Raw genomic sequence first — 23,098 nt, 5'->3', positions numbered from 1 at the left:
TTTCAAATCCTTTCTATAAATTTTCCAAATGCATTAAAGAAATCTCATTATATATATCCCTATCAATATCACTCGCTAGGCATGCAATCAAATGAGCCATACAATATAAGCTGTATGGCTCATTTGAAATGCTTGTTATATAGAGTAAAACAATTTTTATTTCAAACCGAAATTACGTGATAATTCTTCATCATGAGAAGCAACAGCCTCTGCAGTTTTATTCAGCTGCATATTAATCTCTTGTAATAGCTGTGCAAAGTTTTGTACTTTTGGCTTTAATTGATTGAACTGTTGGTCAAAACCTTCAAAAGCACGTCCTTCCCATTCTCCTCTTAATTCATTTTGTAAGTTTTGTAGTTGACTTAAAATGTCCTCAATTTGATTTGCACCTTGTCCATATCGAGCCGCTTTCGATTTAAGCTCCTCTGGTGACATACGAATTTGTCCAGCCATTTTCATTTCCCCTTTAATACATAATAAGCAAAATATATTTTGGTTAATTTTACTAAACATATTATAATGTATTATTTTGAACTTTTAAATATTTTATCTTTCTATTGAATATTAGAATATTATCAATTTTAATCATTAAATATTCTACTTTTTATCACTTTACAAGATTTTATGCAAAAAAGACCACCAAAAGGCAGTCCCTCAGAACGAAATTCTATGTTAACTTGTAACAAAAAAAGAGGAGCCATCTCCTCTTAATAAACACTATTTAATTTGTTCCTTATACTCATGGTTAACAACTACATACCATTTTCCTGTATCAAATTTTTCTTTATTAATCACGTAAACTTTACTTTCTCTCCTTACCTCCCCTGGTTTTAATTCCTTAGTAATAGTAGAGGTTTCGCCTTTTTCAACCCCATAACTACTAGCTGCCCACACATCACTTTGGTAAGCATTATCATTTTCATCCACTAAATCCACTGATGGTAAAACGGCTAATTTCATCGATTCGTTTGTGATATTTTTTCCTTCTGCTTCTACAACAATAAAGACATGTCCATCTTCAGGTTTTTGGAATCCTATACTTTCTTTACCAACCTTATCTCTTTCTACAACTCTTTTTACAGTTACATCAAATTTAGGTGTATGAAAATCCTTGTTTACAGCATACTCTTTTTCTTTTTCTTTTACTTTTGATTTCTCTTTTGTTTGTTCTATATTTTTCTGCTTTGCATTCTCTTTCGTTTTCGTCTCATCAGTTGTTTGCACTTTCTTTTCTTCTTGTTTAGAATTGGTTTCTTTAGATTCTGAAGAAGTTTTGTCGGATGCATTGCCGCAACCAGATAAATTGAATACTAAAGCGCCACCTAAAATACATGTAGTAAATTTTTTCAACATCTCTTTTTATCCCCCAGTAACACGATATGTAAATTCCTTACTTATCATAGCAAAAAATACAATCTTAAATTGTTGCATCTTGTCGAATGATTAAGAATGATCAATTGTTTTTATTGCATATAAAAAAACATGATCTTGATGTAGTACCAAGATCATGTTTTACGTTGATGTTATTTATAAAACTCTTTATTCACATTATACTTCGCTTGAAATTCGTTAATCATATATGTTTCGTAAATTCCTCTTTCCATCGGATTTTCTACAATACTTACATCAATACGATACACTTCATCACGATGATTTTTAATACGTTGTCTTACTTTACGTGCTTTCCCAACAAAAAGAAGTTCGTCATTAAAATTATAGTTGAAAAATAAAGGGAATTATATGATAGGAGATACAAATATAGACAGTCGCTGACCATTAATCTACAACCAATCCCACTCTTTACAAAAATATATCAACGATTATTCAATTATATCGATCGTAACTCCGAATATATCAACGTTTCGACACAACATATCGATTTACCGACAAATTTCGAGTGCGCTATCTCCTAAACTAACAACCAATCCCACACCACGTCCACCTACAAAGAAAAAAAGCACCAGGTCCCCCTAGTGCTCTCCCTCTAAAACAAATGACAAGCCACCTGATGCCCCTTCGCAATCTCAACCATCTTCGGTACTTCTTGGGCGCATTTTTCAGTGGCGAATTTGCAGCGCGTTCTGAATTTGCAGCCGGATGGTGAGTTGAGTGGGCTTGGAACTTCGCCTTGCAGGATGATTCGTTCTTTGCCTGCGTTTGTTGTGTCTGGTTCTGGCATGGATGAGAGTAGTGCTTACGTGTATTGATGTGCCGTTTTTGTGTATAGGTCTTCACTGTCGGCAATTTCTACTATGTTTCCTAGACACATGACTCCGATTCGGTCTGATATGTGTCTCACCATAGATAAGTCATGTGCGATGAATAAGTATGTGAATCCTGTTTCTTCTTGAATGTCTTGTAGCATGTTTACGACTTGTGCTTGGACTAAGACCTCGAATGCTGAAAGTGGTTCATCACATAGGATACAGTATTAATAAGGCTTTGAAGCATCTAAGCCCTCGCTCCTAAATTTCCACTAATATCATCCTATCAATAAATTTTCGGAGTATCCGACACTACCCTATTTACAACCTTAATTAATTCTTCCACAGCATCTTTTTTAGTATACATTTCATCTTCTCCTAAAGAATGTGTAATAAAAGCTAATTGACTAGCTAGTTCTGTGTTCCAAGCAACCACTAGTAATCTTTCTTCTCTCGATAACATATAAACATATCCTTTCTATAATAAAGAAAATATATTTGCTTATATAATTATCACCAAAACTCCACAAATAAATCATGAATGGTTCTCCAATTTCAACAAAAAAGACCACCAAAAGGCAGTCTCAAAACTCAATCCTATTCCCCATCCCGCACTCCACCGCTTTCTTATACAAATACTTCGCGACGATAATATCTACTACTGCCAAACCAAATGATTTGAAAATAGTAATCTCTTCATCATTTTCGTGTCCAGCTTTTTTCCCCGCTTATAATTTAACCAAGTTCGGCGTGGAGATTGCCAGTTTTATCAGAATTTGAAGGTCACCTGTTTCTAAATCACATTCAATTAAGCAATCCTACAAATGCCTCTTCTTCCTCATCTATAAAACCTACAAATATAATTTCTTCAATAGCGTCATGATTAAATACAAATGTATAATCAGGATTAATGTATCCTTCTGGATAAAAACAGCCAATATAATCATACATCACAGGTTCTTTAACCATAAGTTTTTGTTTTCTTCCATAAATCACAATACTTAAAATTCAATAAACCTCTTTAAAAGGTTTCATGTGTTCTACCCCCATCTTCTATATGCTTCCTTAAATAATAGTACCTATGGAGTTCCATAATGAAATGAAACAACATAAACGAAAGCATGGAGTATACACACATTAATACAATTGCTACCATCTTTTGTGTTGCAAAACCAAGACTGATATTAGCAATGAGTTGACCCAATCCTACAAAAGCCAATACTCCGAAGCCAGAATTTTTTTTCGATGACTTTGATTTTTTGATTGGTCCCTGAAGTTTTTTAATATGGTTTTTATAATAATGATTCAAAGCAAAAATATACAAACCAACTGAAAAAATAAAATAGATTGGAGTTTGTAATCCTAACATTCCATATGCAAACTTTTGGGTTATAACTAATAATCCTACTGAACATACGATGCCAAATACCCCACGAAATAGAGTGTATTGTAATTGCCGTTTCCGAGGATTTATAACAATCCATATTGTCCATACATTTAAAAAAGCAATTGGTGGAACTATTATGTACATATATATCGGTTGAAAAGGATTCGCAAAAGCAGGCAAAAGCACAAATATATCTGCTATCCCAATCACAAGAGTAATTATAGTCGATCTTATATTATTTACAGCATAAAGAGCCATGTAATATTCAAAAGCTTTTTTATTAAAATCTGTATTCCTTTTCATGTTAATTAAACCACCCCGCTACTGTTGACCAAGCTTTTTTCGAACCTGTTTTCACCATATCCTTAATACTTTCATCTTCACCACCTAAATCAGCATCCCATTTTACACCTTCTGTAAAATACTATTCCCTTCTCGAAAAGAAGATTAACCCATTAATAAGATCTAGACGTATCAAAAATTTCAAAAAGCCGGAGATTTTGCCGGTATCGAATCTATTAGGACTCACACCATGCGCAAAACCTTCGGCTATTGGTTCTATAAACAAAAGATTTCGCTATGTTGTAAGAAATACTCAATCATAGCACCTCATAAATTACACTTAAATATATTGGCATCAATAAGGAAGAAAAAGATAATATCTTAGTTACATTTCAAATTTTAAAAATAAAAAGGGCATATCCCTTTCAGACTTGCCCTTTACCTTAAGAGTATATGTCAGCTTATTATTTATTTCTTTTCACAAAATGATGAATCCCTTCAAAGATTACTTCTTTTAGAGCTTCTGGATAATCCGAATAACCTTGTTTTCCCATAATTTTTTCCAACAATTCCCTTAAATTCCCATCAAGTATTATAGTAACTCCTGGCGTTAGTTCACCAGTTTCTTCATTTTTAAATGTTTCTTTTATCATAACTAATTTATTTTCTTCCATGACCTAATCCTCTCTAACTAAATAGTTTTTATTCTTATCTTCCCAATATCTATATTCATAGGGTACTTGTTCATCAAATCGCTGTAAATAACCTCTCCAGTTATTCGGAATATATTCTTCAAAAGATATTGATTCCGGATAATTAGAATAAAAAATTAAACGCTCAAAATCTATTAGGAAACATGGATTATAATCATAATAGGCTTCTTCTCTATTAGTTCTTAGTTCCCTTAAAAATTCTAACCTAATATCTTCTGTAAATCTTTTATATTTTTCTATTCTTTCTAAAAAGTTAGCTATTGTAGTCTCATTTAAAATACTAATGCCTTTTCTTTCTTCTGGATATTCACTAGGAGAATAACCAGCATGATTATAATCTAAACACCATAAATCCGATTCAGTTATATACCAATTGAGCTTATTTTTATATTTTACACCTACTATAATATTTTCGGCGTATAAAGGCTTAATCATTTAACTCGTTCTCCTCTCTTACTTAATAAGTTTAGCATTTCGTCCATATTCTACCAACCACCGACTAATGGAGTCAGGTAATTCGTATGCAACACCTTCAAATCCATATTTATCAAAAATACCCTTGTCAACAACCTTAGGAGCTGTTCTACCTTGGTTAAGTGGATTAGTTTTATAACCCTTCTGAGAAATTGCATTTTCTCTAATTAAATCATCTAAATACTGTGGTACATCAAATTCCACAATATATGAGTCTGCTCGTTTATTTTTGAAATATGTAGAGTGATCTTTTCCAGTAGATACATTTAAATTATGATCTGCCCTCCATTTACTATTTAAAGAGAGTGTACCATCATCATTAACTAAAATTAACTCTTTACTATCACCACCTTGAACCCTACGATAAGTAACGTTTTCTTCTCCTACACTAGTTCCGCTGACTTTCTTATTAACTTCACTTGTACCCTTAGCTTCATTTACTTTCTCAACAGGTACTTTTTTAGTTTTATTTACAACCTTAGTAGCGTCAGCAGTCATCTTTACACCCTTACCAACTTTTGAAATTTTTCCAATAGGGGTAAGACCACATCGCTATCAAGCTAACAAAATAAAATACCCCTTAAAATGAAAAAATACGCTTTCTTTCTGTAGACTTATAGGAAAGGATGGCGTTTTTTTTACACTTGGGGGTAAAGTAAATTCTTAAGTTGATGGGCATGGGGTAAGACCACACACCCATCAACTTAAGGAATATTTTTATACAAAATGCGGTCTTTTCACGTAGTATTTTATTATCGTTTATAGATGTTATAAAAGTAGGCATATCAAATAAACCCTGACGGGTTTGAATTTTTTTACTATGCTACTTGATGAGTCGGAGTGGTATAATTGTAAACAACACCCAAAATATCAAAGACTGTTTTTTTCTCATATCGATGAGATTTTCGTCCGTTTCGCTGTAGAAGGTTAAACAGACGAAGGAGAATCTTTGATAATTCTTGGGTGTTCTTATGTAATGCTTGATGAAAAAGTAAGAAAAAATCTTTAATTATGTACATCGCTTTATATTCACTTAGCTCTTTCTGTTTCTTATGTAACAGGAGTTCCCTCATTTTAAACATAGTAGAAGAACATAATAGGATACTAATTAGTTGTCCATAAAGGTGACATTCTAACCGCTCTTGTTTAATAGATTTACAACGATGAATTTGAAACCAAGATTTCCATATTTTAAATAACAGCTCAATTTGCCAACGCAGTGAATATAAATCATAGATTTTCTCTTTTGGTACCCATTCCGTAGGAATGTTTGTCATATATACCGTAATTCCTTGTAAAAGTTTCGTACGCTCTGTATATGTAATTCCTTTTTTCTTTTCGCGAATAGCTCGATCACGTAAGCGTTTTTGTTTTTGCTCCTCCGTACATCTGTAAACCACAATACGAGTAGGCAGTTTGTCTTTACTCCCTACATAGACATCATGTAACTCATACACTTGGCCAGGTTGTAATTGTTTCATGATGTCTTCCAAATGAATTTGTATATATACCGGCCTCGATTGAGAGGCTTTTGTTTTAAATACCACTGTTTCGAATTCTTTTCTATATATTTTAGTTGGTAATTTAAGACGTGATAAATAATATCCTTGTTTCTCTTGGATAGACTTAAAGTCTTGTAAACGAAAATATCCTAAGTCACGAATATATAGTTCATTCTTTTGTGTCAGGCTTGTTCGAGTCGCACCATACGCCTGATCACTTCGTTTTCCTGGTTCAATTTTCACATCAGAAAATTCTCCACTCAACAAGTCATACTCTAGTTGGATTTTACACCAGCTTTATGACTACATCCTCCGGCACCAGGATAAGTAGATGCGAATCGATCTGGAACTTGAAAGGTTGTAGAATCAAGGATGAGAATGCGCTCAAAGTAAGCAGAAAGAGAATGAGAAATCTTAGATAACCCTCCAATTTTAGTTTGTAGAAGTGTAGTAAATACAGTTCGAAAGAAAGCTACAGAGGCAGAGTTAAATCGTCGATTAAGTCCTTCAGTACTTAATAAAATTCCTGTTGAAGCTTCTAATTGACTACAAAGTTGAGTAAGAGAGGTAGTAGCGATTTGTTGATTTAGCCATACACATAAAGATAAAAAATGGTGCCCATGGCACTTACGTTTTCGTTTCATTCCGCCAGCTTCTATAGCTAATTGATTAAGTGTAGCAGGAGACATATATTGATATAACTCTTCGGCAAATAAAGATAACTCTTGTGTTGGATTCATATTCATAAAAAGCACGTCACCCTTTCTTATTAATATAAGAGAATAGTAACGCGCTTTTAATTAATAGTCTAAATATTCAAGTTGGGGGATGTGTGACGGGACGCCATTCAGCATTAAACGGATTGACCCCTTACCAATACTCAAAATCGATTGTGTAATCTAATTTGTGTTCTAGTTTTTCTTGACCAGGTCAAAATATGAAAACGATAGAGAGAGGAAATAAAATGAATATAGTGAACTTACGTCCTAAACAGCGTTCTAAGTATCGTATTATGCTAGGAACATGGTATTACTCTACAAAGAGGTACATCCAGTGGTTAGCAGACGGAAAAACATACGCAAAAACTTTACAACAAGAAAAGTTACCCTGTACAGCGATTCAGCACCGAACGATACTACTTCGTAAGCTCAAGGATGTAGATATGTGGTATCAACAGAATAAAGTTGTTAATTTAAAGATTGCCATTAAACAGCTAGATGGTATCGTCATTAGACCGGGAGAAACATTCTCTTACTGGCGTTTAATAGGTAAGCCTACTAGGAGAAAAGGGTATGTAGAAGGTATGATACTACACTATGGATCTTTTCAAGCAGGCATTGGAGGAGGGCTTTGTCAGCTTTCAAATTTAATATATTGGATGACCTTACATACACCACTGACAGTAACAGAGCGATATCGTCATAGCTTTGATGTCTTTCCTGATTCCAAGCGGACCCAGCCGTTTGGAAGCGGAGCGACTTGTTCCTATAACTATTTGGACTTACAAATTAAAAATGAAACGGACCAATCGTATCAACTTCACCTCTATATCACAGATAAACATTTAATTGGTGAATGGAGAACAGCCTATCCGCAGCTTTATCAATATGAAGTTTATGAAAAAGAACACTCAATCCAATCTGCATACTGGGGTGGTTATATACGACATAATGTTATTCAACGTAGAGTATATAGCCAACAGAAACAGTTTGTAGAAGATCAATATGTAACGGAGAATCACGCTATAATGATGTACGAACCATTATTAGCTTGTAATAACGAGGAAAGTGGAGATTAATATAGCACACCAGTAGTTTATCCGGTTCTGGTGCAAAAAATAATGTCATTGTGTACACTGAAATTATGCATAAAAAGTACGTCACTCTTTCTCGTTAATATAAAAAAATAGTAACGTACTTTTAACTTTAAAAATAGCCTAAATGCTTAAGTTGATGGCGATGGGGTCACCATATCAAAAAAGAAAATTGTGCTATAGACATATTTTTCGACCACTTCCTGTTCGTTAAGGGACTCGTTATTTTTTTACAGTTTTTTATTATGAAATTCTAAATAACTAATTATAATAGGTGAAAAAAACGATCAATAGCTGGGGTACGGAAAGGATTCGAATTTACATTCTTTCTCAATACATATTATGGATAAATAAAGTAAAATATGGGTTGGGGTTATGTCTCCTGTTGTGTTAATCCTAATAATAACTACGGGTACATAATATGCTTTCATACCTTTGACTAATTTTGTTATAGAAGGGATGGAGATTTAAATGGCTCAAATTGTTGGTATTGATAGATACCTTTGTACTGGGGCTTTAATCTATATGCGTGAGGGCCTTTCCCTAAGTCTTGTCAGGAAGTAAGGAACAGTAAGCAAACACTTATACAATATGAATAGAGGAGAGGAATGCCTTATGAAAATACGTAGTCAAATTACTTGTGCAAGTCTGGCCCTTTTAATAGCTGGAAGTTCCCTGTTATATACAACACCAACCTCAATTGTAAAAGCAGAGCCCACTCAAAATGTATCTAGTTCGTTACAAACAAATACTCAACGAGATCGTACTTCCGTCAAGCAAGCAATGCGGGATACATTGCAACTTGGATACCCGGGAATACTTGCTAAAACTTCTGAGGGTGGAAGAACGTGGGGTTATGCCGCTGGGATAGCGGATCTGAGAACCAAGAAACCAATGAAAACAGATTTTCGCTTTCGCATTGGCAGTGTGACGAAGACGTTCACCGCAACAGTTGTACTTCAATTAGCTGGAGAGAACCGCCTGCATCTAAACGACTCCATCGAAAAATGGTTGCCTGGTGTCATTCAAGGAAATGGATATGATGGTAACCAGATTACTATCCGGCAGATATTGAACCATACAAGTGGTATCGCTGAATACTCAAGGTCAAAAGACGCTGATTTTACGGATACAAAAAAATCGTATACGGCTGAAGAGTTAGTGAAGATGGGGATTTCTTTGCCCCCAGACTTTGACCCAGGAAAGGGCTGGTCTTATTCAAACACAGGATACGTATTACTGGGTATTCTTATTGAAAAAGTAACCAGAAACAGCTATGCGGAAGAGATTGAAAATCGTATTATTGAACCACTTGAATTGTCGAATACATTCCTACCTGGCAATTCAAGCGTTATTCCAGGCACCAACCATGCCCGTGGATATGACCAACCAGACGGAGCAAGTGAGCTAAAAGACGTTACTTATTATAACCCAAGTGCAGGTAGCTCTGCTGGAGATATGATTTCTACTGCTGACGACTTAAACAAATTCTTCTCTTACTTGCTCGGTGGCAAATTACTGAAAGAACAGCAACTAAAACAAATGCTTACTACAGTTCCTACAGGAAAAGAAGGAATCGATGGATATGGTCTTGGAATCTATGAAACTAAGCTTCCAAGCGGTGTCTCGATATGGGGACACACAGGTGGCATTCTAGGGTTTACTACTCTTGTTGGAGGTAAACTTGGAGGCAAGCATACGTTGGTCGTCAATTGGAATAGTTTGGGTAGAACTGACAGTCCTAATCCTTTTAAAAATATTTTACTTGCTGAATTTAGCAAGTAGGAAAAAAGGAAAAATTCATCGTAGTTTTCATAGTTAAAAACATACTTTTCTGGTTCAAAAGCCCCAACTTATTTTTAAGAAAAATTTGGGGCTTTTTTTGTTTTGGTGGCGTTTATTCTTCTTAAGTTGATAGCGATGGGGACGGCCCCTCTAACCCTTTAACTGAAAGAAAACTTGTTTAATATTGCCTCAGTACCAAGTATGACCGTGTTAAGCTCATTCCCTCGGCTATCTTGTCCCCTTCTGAAATAGAGACTGCGTAAAAAATTCTTGCTGTTCACGCGAGCAATCACCTGACTGCGACTTCTCGGCAAATTGCAGCATTGCGCTAAGCCGCTAATCCAATTAGCGATTTCTTGATGTGGAAGTAACTCTTTGTCAATCATCGTATCCACGATGTTTACCAACCGCTCATCATCCTCATCGCTAAAAATGTGTCTACCATTATGAAGCATGCCAGAAATAGCGACAAGAACCTCACGCAGCATTGCGACGCTGCTCTCCTCGCACTGCACCAGCTCAACAAAAACATCCGCACCATGAGACGCGCTGTGAGCCCAGCCTCCTACTGAAAGGTAACCTCGCAGATCCTTCTCCTCTTTATAATAACGGAGCATCACATGCATTAATTGCTCAATTTCCGCTTGATTAAAAAATGGATTCTGTCTGTGGCGTTGCACAATCAAAGCGATAGGTAAGGCAGAGAACGTCCTTGTAAAAACTGACTGATCATCCTCGCTACCAATACCATAGAACAAATGGTTCTCATCAGTCAGAACAGTTAAGAGGCTTCGTAACTCCTCTTCACTGAATCTATTCTCTTCCTTAATCCACATATAAAACATCGAATAAATCAGGTTATCCCGTAATTCTGGCTGAGGATCTCCAATATATTGAAGTAACAAAGGTAAGAAATCTTGATGCTGCTCACCTTCGTGTAACTGATACTCATCCTTCTCAATTCTTTGTAAATCCAGCATCAATTTAATCCTTGTATCGCTCATTTCCCCATCTCCTTCAACATTAACATAATCTCCTCTATAACAACTTCGGGCTCATCATGATGAATATAATGTCCACTTCGACTAGCAATCCGGTACTTGCTTGACGTTGATAGCCATTGGAATTCTGCTTGGAGTTTTTGCTCAATTTTCAATATTTCTTGAGATGGCCATCCCTCTTCAACATTGTCAGGTAAACCTCTTGTAATAATTGCAAGAGGGAGGTTACTTTGATTTGAATGATCAACGATTTGCTTATAACTTTGTATTTTATCAATCTTCTCACTATTCAACATAGGATTCTCGTAATATTCCCTATTTCTTGCAAGCAGATTTTCGGGTAGAACCTTTTCATAGGCAAGTTCTTTATATTCCGGTGCAGCGTCAACCAAAACCATACCACAGATGTTCAGTGGATAAAGGCTGGCAGAGTCCCTATACTTTCATGGTTTCCAAATTTAGATGGTGCCGAACCACAAAATTAGCACTATTCTTTAATAAAAAATCCTACTCATTTTTTAATGAGTAGGATTTTTTATTAAAGAGCTATTTCGTATTAATTTGTGCCATCATTTAATATGCTATTTTTAAATGATTTCCAAATTTGATAACTTATTATATAAATTTCTAAATTCTATACAGCACTATCAATTAAACAATTATTAAATATATCTTCTATCTAAAACATCGTATTATCATTAGCTGCTTCACTTGGAATCTCTTGAATTACATCCCAGTGTTCGACAATCTTTCCATCCTTGATACGAAATATATCCACTATAGCAACTCCCTTATCTTGAGAATTAGTACGAGAATGTACATGAAGAGCAACTGTATCCCCTTCAGCTACTACACGTTTAATCTCTGCAGAGGAATTAGGATTTTTAACAAAATCCTCCTTAAAGAAATCCATGAAGGCTTTTCGTCCATCAGCAACAAAAGGATTATGTTGCTTATAATCTTCGCTAACATATTTAGGGATAATATCGATATTATGTTTGTTAAAAACTTCATTATAGAAATCAACTACCATCTTTTTATTCTTGTCATTTTCTTTTACTTCTTTTGATACAGAAGCGACATTCTCGCTCTTGATTGATTTACCTTTGTTATTACCGGTGGAAGCTTGATATACCAAAGTCGAAACTACTCCTAAAATAAATATAGAAATAATTATTATGATTAAACTTTTCTCTAATTTCATATATACCTACCTCTTCTACTTAAATAAGTTCTCTTCTATAAAAAGCTTGAAGAAGGAGAAACCTTCCCCAAAATGTAATGTCAGGGGTAATGTTAGGAATTTCATTTATCCTAACATTACCCTATACAACGCATATTAGAAACGATTAACTCTAACTTAATACCTCATTAACAGTTGCACTGTCCACAATTTGAATAAACTTCTTAACTTTATCGTTCTCATCAAACTCATAAAGGTGACAAAAATCTGCTATGAACGATTTCCCTGTAGCTTTATATGTTCCACTATATTTTCCATACACGATAACAGTATTGTTATTAAAAGCATAAATTTCATCTTTAGCGCTATAGTCATCCCATTCCGTGCCAAGACGTTCATGTACGTTTTTCACTACTTCATCTGGACCTATATAAGTACCTGCATATGGAAACCCAGCAGCTTCTGTCCAAGATACATTTTCACTTAAATACGTTTTGAACGCATCCAATTTCCCTTCGCCAGTTAACACATACGTTTCATGTAATAGTTTTTGATATTTATTCATATCATTAACCCCAAGGCATTTCTTTTGTTACAACTTTTGCACTTAATTCTAATACACCTTTATTTGCATAGCCTGGATATGCTGCTTCAAGTTTTGCCACAAAATCTTTTGAAGTTCCACTTTCCTCAGAAGCTTGAACCGCAGTTCTTAGATAATCTATTGTCGCAGTAAGTGATTGATTATTTAAGGATTTTTCAATTGATCCATGGCTAGGTACAATTATGTCAGCATGTAATGCTTGTAACACTTTCAAGTTCTCAATCCATGCCTCCATAGCCGCTTTTGAGCTAGTATCCGCTAAGAATACATGTATTTCGTTAAAGACATCAATACCACCAATTAATACTTTTAGTTCTTTATTAAATAGGCTAGTTCTGTAATGATCTAAGCCTACTAGTTCAAATGTTAACCCCTGAAAATCAATTGTTTTTTCTTTAAACACTTGAGGTAATACTACGTTACTTGGTGCATTTTCTCCAAGGGCGTCTTTCCAAACTTTTAATTTCCCTAAGACAGAATGAACGATATGTTCAACAGTAGGCTCTGTTGCATACGCTATAGCTTCTGGGTAAACGGCTTTAATGCTCTCTAATCCAAAGTAGTAGTCTGGATCCCCATGAATAATAAAGATTTTATCTAAAGATAAGTTGTTTTTTTTCAGATACTCAACAATTTCTTTCGAATCAGATTGAGTAAATTTTGAGTTTATTAAAAATGCATGTCCTGCTTTCTCAACTAATGTTGCTGTGACCATAAAGCTTTTTTCGTCCGAACTAAACACCGTTAATTTCACATCTTTTTGATTTGTATCAATTGTTTTAAACATAGTATGTTATTCTCCTTTTGTTAAAGTTATTAACTAATTATCATATTTTTTATCTTGTTCCGATAAAATCTCCCACTCCCATTCATCTGAAAGTGTAATAGTACCGGCGAATATTCCGGAGATGAATGTCAGGTGCCCTAAGATAACATGTTTGCTACTATATCCTAAATTTTCTTAATATAAATTTTTAAAACGCGCTTCAATTTTATCCGGCGTCATTACGCCACCACCAATAGGAATAATTTGATTATCCTTTTGTAAAAGTAATGAAGGATAGCTATTAACACCAAGCTGTCGAACTTTATTGAAATCATTTTGGACATCTATTATTGTTTCTTGAGCGTTTAAACGTTCTAATACTTGTTCAGGGTTCAAACCATGCTCGATTGCAATTTTGCGATATGTTTCAGGATCACTCAGACTTTGGCCCTCATAATAAAACGCTTTTTGCATAGCCGAAGTGAATTCTAATAAACGGTCTGGCGCTAATGAGCGTAAAGCTGAAAAGCCAATTGCAGCATCTTTCGAATTCATTTTAAAAGTCCCTTCCTCCACCAATTTTTGATATGAAGGACCAAATTCAGCACCTGTAAGTTGATTAATTCTTTTATTTCCTTCTTCTATATATGAGAAGTTTTTCATTGGTAAATTATCTAAAAATAACCCTCCACATAAAACCGTTAATGGCACTTCAGTGTGGTTTTTGTAAAATCCTTTAATACTTTCTGAAAAACCATAGCACCATCCACAATATGCATCCCATACGTAAATAAGGTTATCTTGTTTCGTCTCCATTTAAATCTCCTACCTTTTTTTATTATCCAGCTCAACTAAATTTTTGGTTTATATAAGTACATCTTTTTATACCTTGTTCTTTTTTAGATACCTTACTATATTTCCCCAAAACTAATATTTCCAAAGAAAGATCCACCAAGGTTTTTAACAAAAGATAACGTTGCACCTTATTGCCCCGTAACAGAAAATACTAAAGCTTGGAATATGCATTGATTTAAATGTGTTAGTAACTTTCTACACCGGGTGGCAACGTATGGACCACCATCCTTAATTAAATATACAAATCATATTTTTAGCAGATATTAGTTGTAACTAAATCGATTACATCTTTATGTAACTATTTTAGTTACAACAGATATAGAAGTCAATTCTTTTTTTCGAAAACATTAAATTTCTACATTAATCTACAACCAATCCCACTCTTTAAAAAAATATATCAACGATTATTCGATTATATCGATCGTAACTCCGAATATATCAACGTTTCGACACAACATATCGATTTACCGACAAATTTCGTGAAAACTATCACCAAAACCACCAACCAATCCCACAACGGCATCCACGCTCCCTACAAAAGAAAGAAACACCTTCAATTTGTCGTTTACATCTACATACGACAAACTGGGCGTTCTATCCTTGTCTCACTTTATTGGGTCACTCCAAAGTATGCAAATTCAATCGGTGCATTCTTACTCATGATGATCGGTGCTACACTTCCATTAACGCAATTGTAAAAGCCGAACTCTTCCCAACTGAAATTCGCGCACTAGGCGTAGGTTTACCATATGCACTAACCGTTGCGATATTCGGCGGAACAGCTGAGTTCATCGCATTATGGCTAAAGAGTATCGGAATGGAATCACTATTCTACTTCTACGTAGCTGGATGTATCGCGATCAGCTTTATTACGTATTGGCGTATGGATGAGTCATCGAAGACTTCGCAGATTGAGGCGGAGCTTGGTGGTGGGGATACACTAGCTAATAATAAGTCTAGTTAAAATTATGTATTCTATGTTCTTCGTTTATCTGAACTCGATTTGCTTTATCTAAGGAGGCATAATTCATTAATATATAATTTAAAAACCTCTACTTATATGTAGAGGTTTTTTGAATTGTACAACGGAAAAAATAATCAAATTCACTTCTCTTCTATTCGATTATGACATGTATTATTTAGTTCATTAATCATCCGCGAAAGCGCATACACAAAGTTTAACATGTTTAATATATTAAAAAAAGTCTATATTTTTGTAAATAAAACAAATAATATAAGAATATACAGAAAAATACATTATTTACAATAGGATGGGGGAATCGTTATGAAACTAAAAAAGGCGTTTATTGGGGTAACATCTACACTTTGTACATTTTCTATGTTAGCAGTAGCACCTGCTAATTCTTATGCGGAAGAGTTAGAAAATGAATTAATTGAACAAGAGGTACAAATAATATCACCTAATATAACTCAATATACATGTTATCCTGCTATACAGTGTGGAAAACCAGGCACGACTTATACTAGACAAATAGCAGATATGACAAATGTATACTTAATGAATGGAGCATTAATTGGGCTTTCTGGATTTTTAGGAGGTAATCTTGTCGCGGCGGGTAGTTTTATTGCAGGAACATATTATTCAGTTGCTTCTGCATATTGGAAACCAATGTCTATGATAATTACATATAGCTCTGGGACTCCTGGTGGCGTCTCTAAAGTGGTAATGTATTCCCAAAAGAACTTTAAAGGCAAATCACAAACAAAATATCGTTAATCTCTAGTAAGGAGATGATCATCTATGAAAAACTTAATTTTAGGGGTTTCGTACTTTCTTTTACATTGTTTCATTGTTTTCCCAATTTATTATGCATACCCAAGCTATTTTAATACACCAAACAAACTCATATACTACTATATCCCTTTATCATTATTATGTTTTTTATTAACATTAGGTATAGGAAAATTATATGATAAGAAATTCAAATAAGATGACACCTCAAAGGTGTCATCTTATTTTTTACCCCTTTATTTTATTTTGATATACGAATAAAGATTACTTTACGCTATAATTCTAAATAAAATTTATTAGTATAAAAACGCCCCACCCCTTACTAACAAAACAAAAAAGCACCAGGTCCCCCCAATGCTTTCCCCCACTCTAAAACAAATGACAAGCCACCTGATGCCCTTTCGCAATCTCTACCATCTTCGGTACTTCCTGCGCGCATTTTTCAGTGGCGAATTTGCAGCGCGTTCTGAATTTGCAGCCGGACGGTGAGTTTAGTGGGCTCGGTACTTCTCCCTCTAGGATGATCCGTTCTTTGCCAGTGTTTGTTGGATCTGGTTCTGGCATAGATGAGAGTAGTGCTTGTGTGTATGGATGTGCCGGTTTTGTGTATAGGTCTTCACTGTCGGCAATTTCTACTATGTTTCCTAAGTACATGACTCCGATTCGGTCTGATATGTGTCTTACCATGGATAAGTCATGTGCGATGAATAAGTATGTGACTCCTGTTTCTTCTTGGATGTCTTGCAGCATGTTTACGACTTGCGCTTGGACGGAGACATCTAGTGCTGAGATTGGTTCGTCACATAGGATGAAATCTGGTTTTACAGATAGTGCGCGCGCGATGCTGATGCGCTGTCTTTGTCCTCCGCTAAATTCGTGCGGATAGCGATATAAGTGTTCTTCTTTTAAACCTACCTTTTTTAGAAGATCTAATATGATTTCTTTTTGTTCTTCTTTTTCGTAAGAGCCGTGAATGTTCATTGGTTCGCTAATAATTTGGAATACATTCATTGCCGGGTTTAATGATGCGTATGGATCTTGGAAAATGATTTGCATTCGTTTTCTATATTCTTTTAGTTCACTTTCCTTTAAACTTGCGATGTCTGTTCCGTCGAATAAAACGTTACCTGAAGTGACATCGTGTAAACGAATGATGCTTCTTCCTGTCGTTGATTTTCCGCAGCCCGATTCTCCTACTAACCCGAATGTTTCACCCTTTTTAATAGTAAAGCTTAAGTCATCGACTGCTTTTAATTGTTCCGTTTTTCTGCCGAATAGTCCCTTTTTAATAGGAAAGTATTTTTTTAAGTTCCGAACTTCAATTAAGTTGTCTTCATGCATGTGATTCACCTACTGTCTTATCGTTTAACCAGCACATGGAACGTCTTTCGTTTCCGATTTCAAAATATGGTGGACGTTCTTTTTCACAAATGTCCATCGCATGCGGGCAACGCTCTGCGAATGGGCAACCTTGTGGTGGGTTTAATAAGTTTGGTGTTACACCTTGAATAGGAGCGAGTCTTTCTTTTACGCCGTTCGCTATTTTTGGCAGAGAGTTTAATAGGCCTTTCGTATATGGATGATTCGGCGATTGGAAAATATCAAGTACAGGTCCTTCTTCCATAATAAGCCCGCCGTACATAACGATGACACGCGTACAGTTTTGCGCGACAATTCCTAAGTCATGCGTAATAAGAAGTAACGCCATATTCGTTTCGTTCTTTAAGTTTTTCATTAAATCTAGTATTTGTGCTTGTATCGTTACATCAAGCGCTGTCGTCGGTTCATCCGCAATGAGAAGGTCTGGGTTACAAGACATCGCCATTGCGATCATAACTCGCTGCTTCATACCGCCGCTTAGTTCATGCGGATATTGTTTTACCCTTTCTTCTGGTGAAGAAAGACCGACTTGTTTTAACAAGTTGACTGCGATTTTCTCTGCTTCTTTCTTTTTCACTTTTTGATGCCGTATAATTACTTCCGTCATTTGCTTTCCAATTTTCACGACCGGATTTAGCGCAGACATTGGATCTTGGGAGATAAGTGAAATTTGATTTCCTCTAATAGAGCGTAATTCTTTCTCGGATTTAGAAAGGATATTTTCATTATGAAAAAGGATCTCCCCTTCCTTCACTTTCCCTGGTGATGTAACGAGAGACATAACAGACTTCGCCATCACACTCTTTCCGCTTCCAGACTCCCCAACGATACCAACTACTTCTCCTTTATTTAAACGAAATGTAACGCCGCGAACTGCTTCTACTTCTCCGCTTTCTATGAAAAAAGAAGTCTTTAAATTATTCACTTCTAATAGTTTTTCAGACACGCTTCTCACTCCTTTCACTTAACATTTTAGTTTTCATTTCCAGCTCCTTTTGGCGCGAAAGCTTTCTTCAATACTTCACCAATTACGTTAAAACTAAGTACCGTTAAAAGGATAAGGAATCCTGGGAAGAGCGTTAAATACCAAGCTTCACCAATATATCCTTGCGCATTGTTTAGCATACTGCCCCAAGAAGAATCTGGTTCTCTAATACCTAAACCTAAAAAACTAAGTGATGATTCCATTAAAATCGATGTCGCAATTGTTAATGTCGCGGCGATAATAATGGTTGATAAAATGTTAGGAATGATATGTCTTACAATAATCATAAGTGATTTTTGTCCTGATACTTTTGCATATAAAACGTACTCACGCTCTTTTACGGATAACGTTTCTGCCCTTACAATACGAGCGGTGTCCATCCATGTTAGTAATCCAATAATAAGAACTAATGTCGTAATTCCTGGTTTTAAATAAGCATTTAATAGTAACATTAAGAAGAATGATGGAATTGACATAAGTACTTCCACAATTCGCATTAAGAAGTTGTCTAACTTTCCGCCAAAATATCCACTAATTGTTCCGACTGCGGTTCCGATTGTAATAGATACAACCATTGCAAGAAAACCGACCGCAAGCGAAACGCGTCCGCCATATAATGCCCTCGTTAAGTAATCCCTTCCGTAATCATCCGTGCCGAAAGGATGACTCATACTCGGTTCTTGTAAACGATCTGGAATCGACATTTTGCTAGGATCGTATGGCGATACGAATGCAAAAATGGATGCGATCGTTAAAACCGCAAGTATAATAACTCCCATTAGTACAAACTTATTTTTCGTAAAACTACTTTTTATCGTTTGAAATCTCCTATTATTCATTCCAAATCACCCCCTCATTCGAATGCGCGGATCTACTACGCCATATAAAATATCAGCAATTAAGTTACCGAGAATTAACATGAATGATGATAATAATGTAATTGCCATGATAATCGGATAATCAAATCTAAAAATAGCATTTACCCCGAGCGAACCAAGACCTGGCCATGAGAATACTGTTTCCGTAATAAACGCTCCGCCTACTAAACTTGGAATAGATAATCCGAAAATTGTAATGATCGGTATTAATACGTTTCGAAGTACGTGATTAAATAAAACGGTCTTCTTTGAAGCACCGTACGCATATTGAATTTGTACGTAATCTTCTTCTAATTGCTGGATTGTACTGGAGCGAATATATCTCATATAAACAGAGACGTTTTGGAACGCAAGCACCATACAAGGTAAAATGCCGTGCTGCACAATATCCAAGAAGGAATCTTGACCGACTGTACGCATACCCATACTCGGAAGAAGATTCAACTTTAAAGAGAATAAGTAGATTAATAATAACGCGAACCAAAAGACTGGCATTGAGATTCCCACATAAGAGATAAAGTTCACAATGCGATCAAAGATAGAATTCTTTTTCACACCTGTAAGTAGTCCAAGCGGGATTGCGATTACAAATGAGACGAGTAAAGACGATCCCATTAAGCCGATTGTCGCAGGTAACCTTTCTACAATAAGATCTAGAACAGGACGATGGTTTTGAAGTGAATAACCAAAGTTCCCTGTTAAAATATTTTTTAACCATAAAATATACTGCATATAAATTGGTTGATCTAGCCCTAAACTTGTGCGAATACGCTCAACATCAATTGGACTCATATTCGGCGTGACAAAGTTTCGAACAGGATCGCCCGGTGCTAGTTTTATTAATAGAAAAGAAATAATAGAAATAACAAATAAAAGCGGAATTGCATTTAAAAGCCTCTTCCCAATTACTTTATACACAAACTTCCCCCCTCAAGGTAAAGTGAAACTTTCATTAGCCTACATCAATTAGGCTTTAACTTGATAAAGAAGCTGATTTCCACCAGCTTCTTTACAGTTTCTTATTTCACTTCATAAATCTTAGATAAATCTTCAAACATTGTAACTGGAATTGCTTTTGCTTCTTTCAATCCATCAAACTTTTTATCTACTGCAATAACTGCTTTCGGATATGCGATTGGTAGATAAGGTAAGTCTTCTCTAGCTGTCTCTTGAATTTTATGGTATAGTTCTGCTCGTTTCGTTTTATCTGTTTCAACTGCAGCTTCTTCCCATAACTTATCGAAATCAGCGTTTTTATAACGTGCATAATTGTATTCAGCATTACTTAAGAATAAGCTCTTATATGAATCTGGCTCAGGCCCCATTATGTAACCACCGAATGTAATATCATATTCTTTATTCTCTTTATCTAAGCTTTTATCACTTGCTGCACTAGCATCTAATGCATTTAGTTCAACTTCTAAGCCAACTTCTTGTAATTTTTGTTGCGTATAAAGCGCTAAGCTTTCCATAATTTTATTATTCGTTACATACATAACGCGTACTTTTTCTTTATCTTTCACGCCAGCTTTCGCTAATAAATCTTTCGCTTCTTTTTTATCATACTTATACTCTTTAATGTCTTTTGCATAATACATAGCGTCTGGCGTTAAGATTGAATTTGCTGGTTCTGCAAATTGACTCGAAACGAATGCAGAGTTAATCATTTCTTTCTTATCTAACGCATACGCGATTGCTTGGCGCACTTCTTTTTTCTTCATTAGATCTGTATTTTGGTTATAAGATAAGTAGAATAATCTACCTTCAGGGAATGTCACCATTGAGAAGTTCCCAGTGCTATCTAATTTCTTAAAGTCTTGCGGCTCAATCATCTTCATGTTGATTTGACCATTTTGCAGTGAAACATTTGCTGTATTACGGTCTTTTACAACGCGGTATACGATAGAGTCTAATTTCGCTTTACCGCCGACATAATCATCGAATCGATCTAATGCAACGTACTCATCTGATTTATACTCTTTAAACTTAAATGGACCTGATCCTACAGGCTGTAAGTTTTTCTTACTCTTCGCTAAATCTGCTTCCCCTTCAAATACATGTTTCGGAATTGGGAAGAAATCATTCATCACACCTTCAAAAGATGCACTTACTTGTGGTAATACGAATTGAGTCGTTAGCTCATCCACTTTTTTCACCTCAAGCGGCTTTCCTTTAAAAATAAAGTTTTCACGGCTTGAACTATTTTGCTTCTCATCTAAAATAGATTGGAATGTAAATGCAATATCGTCTGATGTAATCTTCTTACCGTCATGCCATTTCAAATTATCCTTTAGTTTTAAAGTCCATGTTAATTGATCCTCTGAAGGCGTAAAGCTCTCAGCAAGAACAAATTTTTTCTTACCGTCTTCCATATGATACAGCGGTGCATATAAAGCTTGCTGCACAGTTAACGACACACGATCATTCGCATAAAGCGGATTCATCGTATCCGGGTTATCGCTAACACCAATCGTTAACGCTCCTCCATCTTTCGGAGTCCCTGATTTACTAGTTCCTGCTTGCTTCGAATCTTTTTCCCCTGAACAAGCAGCTAATGCAATAAATAATAGTAGGACAAATGGTAATACAAACAACTTCTTCTTCATATTTCGACCCCTCTCGACTATTTACACCTATAAGAAAACTCGGAATTAATACCGAGTTTTCTTATAGGTTTTAAATTACCACTACCCGTATGTATTGTCAAACTTTTTCGCAAATGTAGAAAGTTTGAAATCTATTCATGCATTCTTGCCATAAAATATATGTATAAGGATAATAAAATAAAAAAACCACGAATAGATTACCTCACAAAATGAGTTAAAAAACTATCAACTTACAGAAAATCCCTCTAAAATGATTGTTATATATGATCGAAAATGTAGAATGAAATTAAAGAAAAAAAACATATTTAGGAGGTTATCATGACATTTGATGAATTGAAAAAAAACAAACCAACAACCGCATGGGTTGAGTATGATGAAGACGGGGAATTTTTCACTGAAGAAAATATAAGTGCAACAAATACGGCTCTTGACACTTACATTAACAATTTACAGCAATTAGGTGAGAATCCAACCGAAGCTGAAGTCATGCAAGTTGTTAAAGAGGTAGTTATGAAATTAAATGAACTAAATATCGAACATGACCATTTTATCGAAACAATGGAAAGAGAAGATCTCTATGAATTTATCGATGCAGCTGCACGAATAGCTGGCTTAGAATCTGAGGAAGATATAACAGAAGAATGGCGGGAATGGTAAAAAGCTTCATTTACTCCTCCATAAAAATTTGTCCCTTATTCTCCAATTGGAAAATAAGGGACAAACAAAGACAATCTACTCAGCTCCCTTAAGGTTTTAATAGTTTAATATTTGATTTTCAAGTTTGCCTTCACAAATTCCTGTTAACACTGATAATAAGAAAAACAGGCCGTAAAACGGGCGATCAATTTGATCATATAGGTCATACGCTTCGCCAAGTGGAACATCCGAATCATGTGGTTGTTCACCCTGTAACAATTACTAACAGCG

Annotated in this window: 22 protein-coding genes and 8 pseudogenes; 6 read left to right on the top strand and 24 right to left on the bottom strand. The window is 35.3% G+C overall.

Translation table 11 applies throughout. The features are described 5' to 3' along the window. Window positions 1-156: 156 nt before the first annotated feature. The 8 genes and pseudogenes from JDS82_RS18435 to JDS82_RS18400 all read right to left on the bottom strand — a co-directional run bounded on the left by JDS82_RS18435 (window position 157) and on the right by JDS82_RS18400 (window position 3,894). Window positions 157-453 carry a WXG100 family type VII secretion target gene (locus tag JDS82_RS18435; protein WP_000918591.1) on the bottom strand — a complete coding sequence of 99 codons (297 nt, stop codon included), beginning with the start codon at window positions 451-453 and terminating at the stop codon, window positions 157-159. A gap of 264 nt (window positions 454-717) precedes the next feature. Next, window positions 718-1,353, bottom strand: a complete 636-nt coding sequence (locus tag JDS82_RS18430) for a hypothetical protein (RefSeq protein WP_199713684.1) — start codon at window positions 1,351-1,353, stop codon at window positions 718-720. Between the two features lie 170 nt (window positions 1,354-1,523). Continuing rightward, window positions 1,524-1,730 (bottom strand): annotated as a pseudogene (locus JDS82_RS18425) (GIY-YIG nuclease family protein); the annotation flags it as partial. 254 nt (window positions 1,731-1,984) lie between these two features. After that, a pseudogene (locus JDS82_RS18420) lies at window positions 1,985-2,425 on the bottom strand (oligopeptide/dipeptide ABC transporter ATP-binding protein); the annotation flags it as partial. Window positions 2,426-2,490: 65 nt separating this feature from the next. Continuing rightward, a complete protein-coding gene (locus JDS82_RS18415) occupies window positions 2,491-2,667 on the bottom strand; it encodes a hypothetical protein (protein WP_176699044.1) in 177 nt (58 codons plus the stop codon). Between the two features lie 121 nt (window positions 2,668-2,788). Continuing rightward, window positions 2,789-2,998: pseudogene (locus JDS82_RS18410) on the bottom strand (ornithine cyclodeaminase family protein); the annotation flags it as partial. A 10-nt stretch (window positions 2,999-3,008) separates the two neighbouring features. Next, window positions 3,009-3,212, bottom strand: coding sequence for a DUF4176 domain-containing protein (locus JDS82_RS18405; RefSeq protein ID WP_064057334.1), 204 nt, complete (start codon window positions 3,210-3,212; stop codon window positions 3,009-3,011). Between the two features lie 13 nt (window positions 3,213-3,225). Further along, entirely contained in the window at window positions 3,226-3,894 is a 669-nt protein-coding gene (locus JDS82_RS18400; protein ID WP_199713683.1) for a hypothetical protein, read from the bottom strand. Between the two features lie 121 nt (window positions 3,895-4,015). Between JDS82_RS18400 and JDS82_RS18395 the strand changes: the two are divergent. Then, window positions 4,016-4,320 (top strand): annotated as a pseudogene (locus JDS82_RS18395) (tyrosine-type recombinase/integrase); the annotation flags it as partial. A gap of 17 nt (window positions 4,321-4,337) precedes the next feature. Here the strand turns inward: JDS82_RS18395 and JDS82_RS18390 are convergent. From JDS82_RS18390 to JDS82_RS18370, 4 genes and pseudogenes are all read right to left on the bottom strand, one after another. Then, window positions 4,338-4,547, bottom strand: a complete 210-nt coding sequence (locus tag JDS82_RS18390) for a hypothetical protein (RefSeq protein ID WP_199713682.1) — start codon at window positions 4,545-4,547, stop codon at window positions 4,338-4,340. A 3-nt stretch (window positions 4,548-4,550) separates the two neighbouring features. Beyond that, window positions 4,551-5,021 (bottom strand): hypothetical protein, encoded by a 471-nt coding sequence (locus tag JDS82_RS18385; protein WP_199713681.1) that lies wholly within the window; start codon window positions 5,019-5,021, stop codon window positions 4,551-4,553. An 18-nt stretch (window positions 5,022-5,039) separates the two neighbouring features. Beyond that, window positions 5,040-5,606 (bottom strand): annotated as a pseudogene (locus JDS82_RS29570) (pre-toxin TG domain-containing protein); the annotation flags it as partial. 272 nt (window positions 5,607-5,878) lie between these two features. Then, window positions 5,879-7,308 (bottom strand): annotated as a pseudogene (locus JDS82_RS18370) (IS4 family transposase). Between the two features lie 218 nt (window positions 7,309-7,526). On the opposite strand from JDS82_RS18370, the gene JDS82_RS18365 reads away from it, so the two are divergent. Both JDS82_RS18365 and JDS82_RS18360 read left to right on the top strand, forming a co-directional pair. After that, window positions 7,527-8,360 carry a VanW family protein gene (locus JDS82_RS18365; RefSeq protein ID WP_001028460.1) on the top strand — a complete coding sequence of 278 codons (834 nt, stop codon included), beginning with the start codon at window positions 7,527-7,529 and terminating at the stop codon, window positions 8,358-8,360. 630 nt (window positions 8,361-8,990) lie between these two features. Beyond that, the gene (locus tag JDS82_RS18360) at window positions 8,991-10,160 is read left to right on the top strand and encodes a serine hydrolase domain-containing protein (RefSeq protein ID WP_199713680.1); all 1,170 of its coding nucleotides are present in this window, start codon (window positions 8,991-8,993) and stop codon (window positions 10,158-10,160) included. Between the two features lie 158 nt (window positions 10,161-10,318). Here the strand turns inward: JDS82_RS18360 and JDS82_RS18355 are convergent, their stop codons facing one another. The 6 genes and pseudogenes from JDS82_RS18355 to JDS82_RS18330 form a co-directional block, all read right to left on the bottom strand. Further along, complete coding sequence (locus tag JDS82_RS18355) at window positions 10,319-11,164, bottom strand: DUF2785 domain-containing protein (protein WP_063223209.1); 846 nt, start codon at window positions 11,162-11,164, stop codon at window positions 10,319-10,321. After that, a pseudogene (locus tag JDS82_RS18350) lies at window positions 11,161-11,589 on the bottom strand (alpha/beta fold hydrolase); the annotation flags it as partial. The pseudogene JDS82_RS18350 and the gene JDS82_RS18355, both read right to left, overlap by 4 nt. 251 nt (window positions 11,590-11,840) lie before the next feature. Then, complete coding sequence (locus JDS82_RS18345; protein ID WP_000764202.1) at window positions 11,841-12,365, bottom strand: nuclear transport factor 2 family protein; 525 nt, start codon at window positions 12,363-12,365, stop codon at window positions 11,841-11,843. 151 nt (window positions 12,366-12,516) lie between these two features. After that, window positions 12,517-12,909 (bottom strand): nuclear transport factor 2 family protein, encoded by a 393-nt coding sequence (locus JDS82_RS18340; protein WP_001046358.1) that lies wholly within the window; start codon window positions 12,907-12,909, stop codon window positions 12,517-12,519. 4 nt (window positions 12,910-12,913) lie between these two features. Continuing rightward, on the bottom strand, window positions 12,914-13,735 hold the full coding sequence (locus tag JDS82_RS18335; RefSeq protein WP_048566945.1) for an MBL fold metallo-hydrolase: 822 nt from the start codon (window positions 13,733-13,735) through the stop codon (window positions 12,914-12,916). 174 nt (window positions 13,736-13,909) lie between these two features. After that, window positions 13,910-14,530, bottom strand: a complete 621-nt coding sequence (locus JDS82_RS18330; protein ID WP_000448626.1) for a DsbA family protein — start codon at window positions 14,528-14,530, stop codon at window positions 13,910-13,912. Between the two features lie 680 nt (window positions 14,531-15,210). Here JDS82_RS18330 and JDS82_RS18325 point away from each other — a divergent pair. Beyond that, window positions 15,211-15,533, top strand: a pseudogene (locus JDS82_RS18325) (alpha-ketoglutarate transporter); the annotation flags it as partial. 321 nt (window positions 15,534-15,854) lie between these two features. Further along, window positions 15,855-16,307 carry a hypothetical protein gene (locus tag JDS82_RS18320; protein WP_064057020.1) on the top strand — a complete coding sequence of 151 codons (453 nt, stop codon included), beginning with the start codon at window positions 15,855-15,857 and terminating at the stop codon, window positions 16,305-16,307. Window positions 16,308-16,691: 384 nt separating this feature from the next. Here the strand turns inward: JDS82_RS18320 and JDS82_RS18315 are convergent, their stop codons facing one another. The 5 genes from JDS82_RS18315 to JDS82_RS18295 form a co-directional block, all read right to left on the bottom strand. Continuing rightward, on the bottom strand, window positions 16,692-17,663 hold the full coding sequence (locus JDS82_RS18315) for an ABC transporter ATP-binding protein (RefSeq protein ID WP_000544054.1): 972 nt from the start codon (window positions 17,661-17,663) through the stop codon (window positions 16,692-16,694). Beyond that, the gene (locus JDS82_RS18310) at window positions 17,656-18,648 is read right to left on the bottom strand and encodes an ABC transporter ATP-binding protein (RefSeq protein ID WP_048566941.1); all 993 of its coding nucleotides are present in this window, start codon (window positions 18,646-18,648) and stop codon (window positions 17,656-17,658) included. Before JDS82_RS18310 ends, JDS82_RS18315 begins: the two co-directional genes overlap by 8 nt. 26 nt (window positions 18,649-18,674) lie before the next feature. Further along, window positions 18,675-19,526 (bottom strand): ABC transporter permease, encoded by an 852-nt coding sequence (locus JDS82_RS18305; protein ID WP_001065305.1) that lies wholly within the window; start codon window positions 19,524-19,526, stop codon window positions 18,675-18,677. Window positions 19,527-19,532: 6 nt separating this feature from the next. After that, window positions 19,533-20,483 (bottom strand): ABC transporter permease, encoded by a 951-nt coding sequence (locus JDS82_RS18300; RefSeq protein ID WP_048566940.1) that lies wholly within the window; start codon window positions 20,481-20,483, stop codon window positions 19,533-19,535. A 101-nt stretch (window positions 20,484-20,584) separates the two neighbouring features. Continuing rightward, a complete protein-coding gene (locus tag JDS82_RS18295; protein WP_000727698.1) occupies window positions 20,585-22,171 on the bottom strand; it encodes an ABC transporter substrate-binding protein in 1,587 nt (528 codons plus the stop codon). Window positions 22,172-22,489: 318 nt separating this feature from the next. Here JDS82_RS18295 and JDS82_RS18290 point away from each other — a divergent pair, with 318 nt between their 5' ends. Beyond that, window positions 22,490-22,828 (top strand): hypothetical protein, encoded by a 339-nt coding sequence (locus JDS82_RS18290; RefSeq protein ID WP_000141760.1) that lies wholly within the window; start codon window positions 22,490-22,492, stop codon window positions 22,826-22,828. Between the two features lie 96 nt (window positions 22,829-22,924). On the opposite strand, the gene JDS82_RS18285 is transcribed toward JDS82_RS18290, so the two are convergent. Continuing rightward, entirely contained in the window at window positions 22,925-23,086 is a 162-nt protein-coding gene (locus JDS82_RS18285; protein WP_003304587.1) for a hypothetical protein, read from the bottom strand. Between the last annotated feature and the right edge of the window lie 12 nt (window positions 23,087-23,098).

Source organism: Bacillus cereus group sp. N14 (assembly GCF_016483555.1).
GTDB classification, from domain to species: Bacteria; Bacillota; Bacilli; order Bacillales; family Bacillaceae_G; genus Bacillus_A; species Bacillus_A wiedmannii.
Note: the sequence above shows the minus strand (reverse complement) of the source record. Positions and strands in the feature narration are given on the sequence as shown.

Excerpts from the sequence above, each read along its gene's own strand:
- JDS82_RS18435 (WP_000918591.1), bottom strand. The coding sequence starts at position 453 with ATGGCTGGACAAATTCGTATGTCACCAGAGGAGCTTAAATCGAAAGCG.
- JDS82_RS18430 (WP_199713684.1), bottom strand. The coding sequence starts at position 1,353 with ATGTTGAAAAAATTTACTACATGTATTTTAGGTGGCGCTTTAGTATTC.
- JDS82_RS18415 (WP_176699044.1), bottom strand. The coding sequence starts at position 2,667 with ATGTTATCGAGAGAAGAAAGATTACTAGTGGTTGCTTGGAACACAGAA.
- JDS82_RS18400 (WP_199713683.1), bottom strand. The coding sequence starts at position 3,894 with ATGAAAAGGAATACAGATTTTAATAAAAAAGCTTTTGAATATTACATG.
- JDS82_RS18390 (WP_199713682.1), bottom strand. The coding sequence starts at position 4,547 with ATGGAAGAAAATAAATTAGTTATGATAAAAGAAACATTTAAAAATGAA.
- JDS82_RS18385 (WP_199713681.1), bottom strand. The coding sequence starts at position 5,021 with ATGATTAAGCCTTTATACGCCGAAAATATTATAGTAGGTGTAAAATAT.
- JDS82_RS18365 (WP_001028460.1), top strand. The coding sequence starts at position 7,527 with ATGAATATAGTGAACTTACGTCCTAAACAGCGTTCTAAGTATCGTATT.
- JDS82_RS18360 (WP_199713680.1), top strand. The coding sequence starts at position 8,991 with ATGAAAATACGTAGTCAAATTACTTGTGCAAGTCTGGCCCTTTTAATA.
- JDS82_RS18355 (WP_063223209.1), bottom strand. The coding sequence starts at position 11,164 with ATGAGCGATACAAGGATTAAATTGATGCTGGATTTACAAAGAATTGAG.
- JDS82_RS18345 (WP_000764202.1), bottom strand. The coding sequence starts at position 12,365 with ATGAAATTAGAGAAAAGTTTAATCATAATAATTATTTCTATATTTATT.
- JDS82_RS18340 (WP_001046358.1), bottom strand. The coding sequence starts at position 12,909 with ATGAATAAATATCAAAAACTATTACATGAAACGTATGTGTTAACTGGC.
- JDS82_RS18335 (WP_048566945.1), bottom strand. The coding sequence starts at position 13,735 with ATGTTTAAAACAATTGATACAAATCAAAAAGATGTGAAATTAACGGTG.
- JDS82_RS18330 (WP_000448626.1), bottom strand. The coding sequence starts at position 14,530 with ATGGAGACGAAACAAGATAACCTTATTTACGTATGGGATGCATATTGT.
- JDS82_RS18320 (WP_064057020.1), top strand. The coding sequence starts at position 15,855 with ATGAAACTAAAAAAGGCGTTTATTGGGGTAACATCTACACTTTGTACA.
- JDS82_RS18315 (WP_000544054.1), bottom strand. The coding sequence starts at position 17,663 with ATGCATGAAGACAACTTAATTGAAGTTCGGAACTTAAAAAAATACTTT.
- JDS82_RS18305 (WP_001065305.1), bottom strand. The coding sequence starts at position 19,526 with ATGAATAATAGGAGATTTCAAACGATAAAAAGTAGTTTTACGAAAAAT.
- JDS82_RS18295 (WP_000727698.1), bottom strand. The coding sequence starts at position 22,171 with ATGAAGAAGAAGTTGTTTGTATTACCATTTGTCCTACTATTATTTATT.
- JDS82_RS18290 (WP_000141760.1), top strand. The coding sequence starts at position 22,490 with ATGACATTTGATGAATTGAAAAAAAACAAACCAACAACCGCATGGGTT.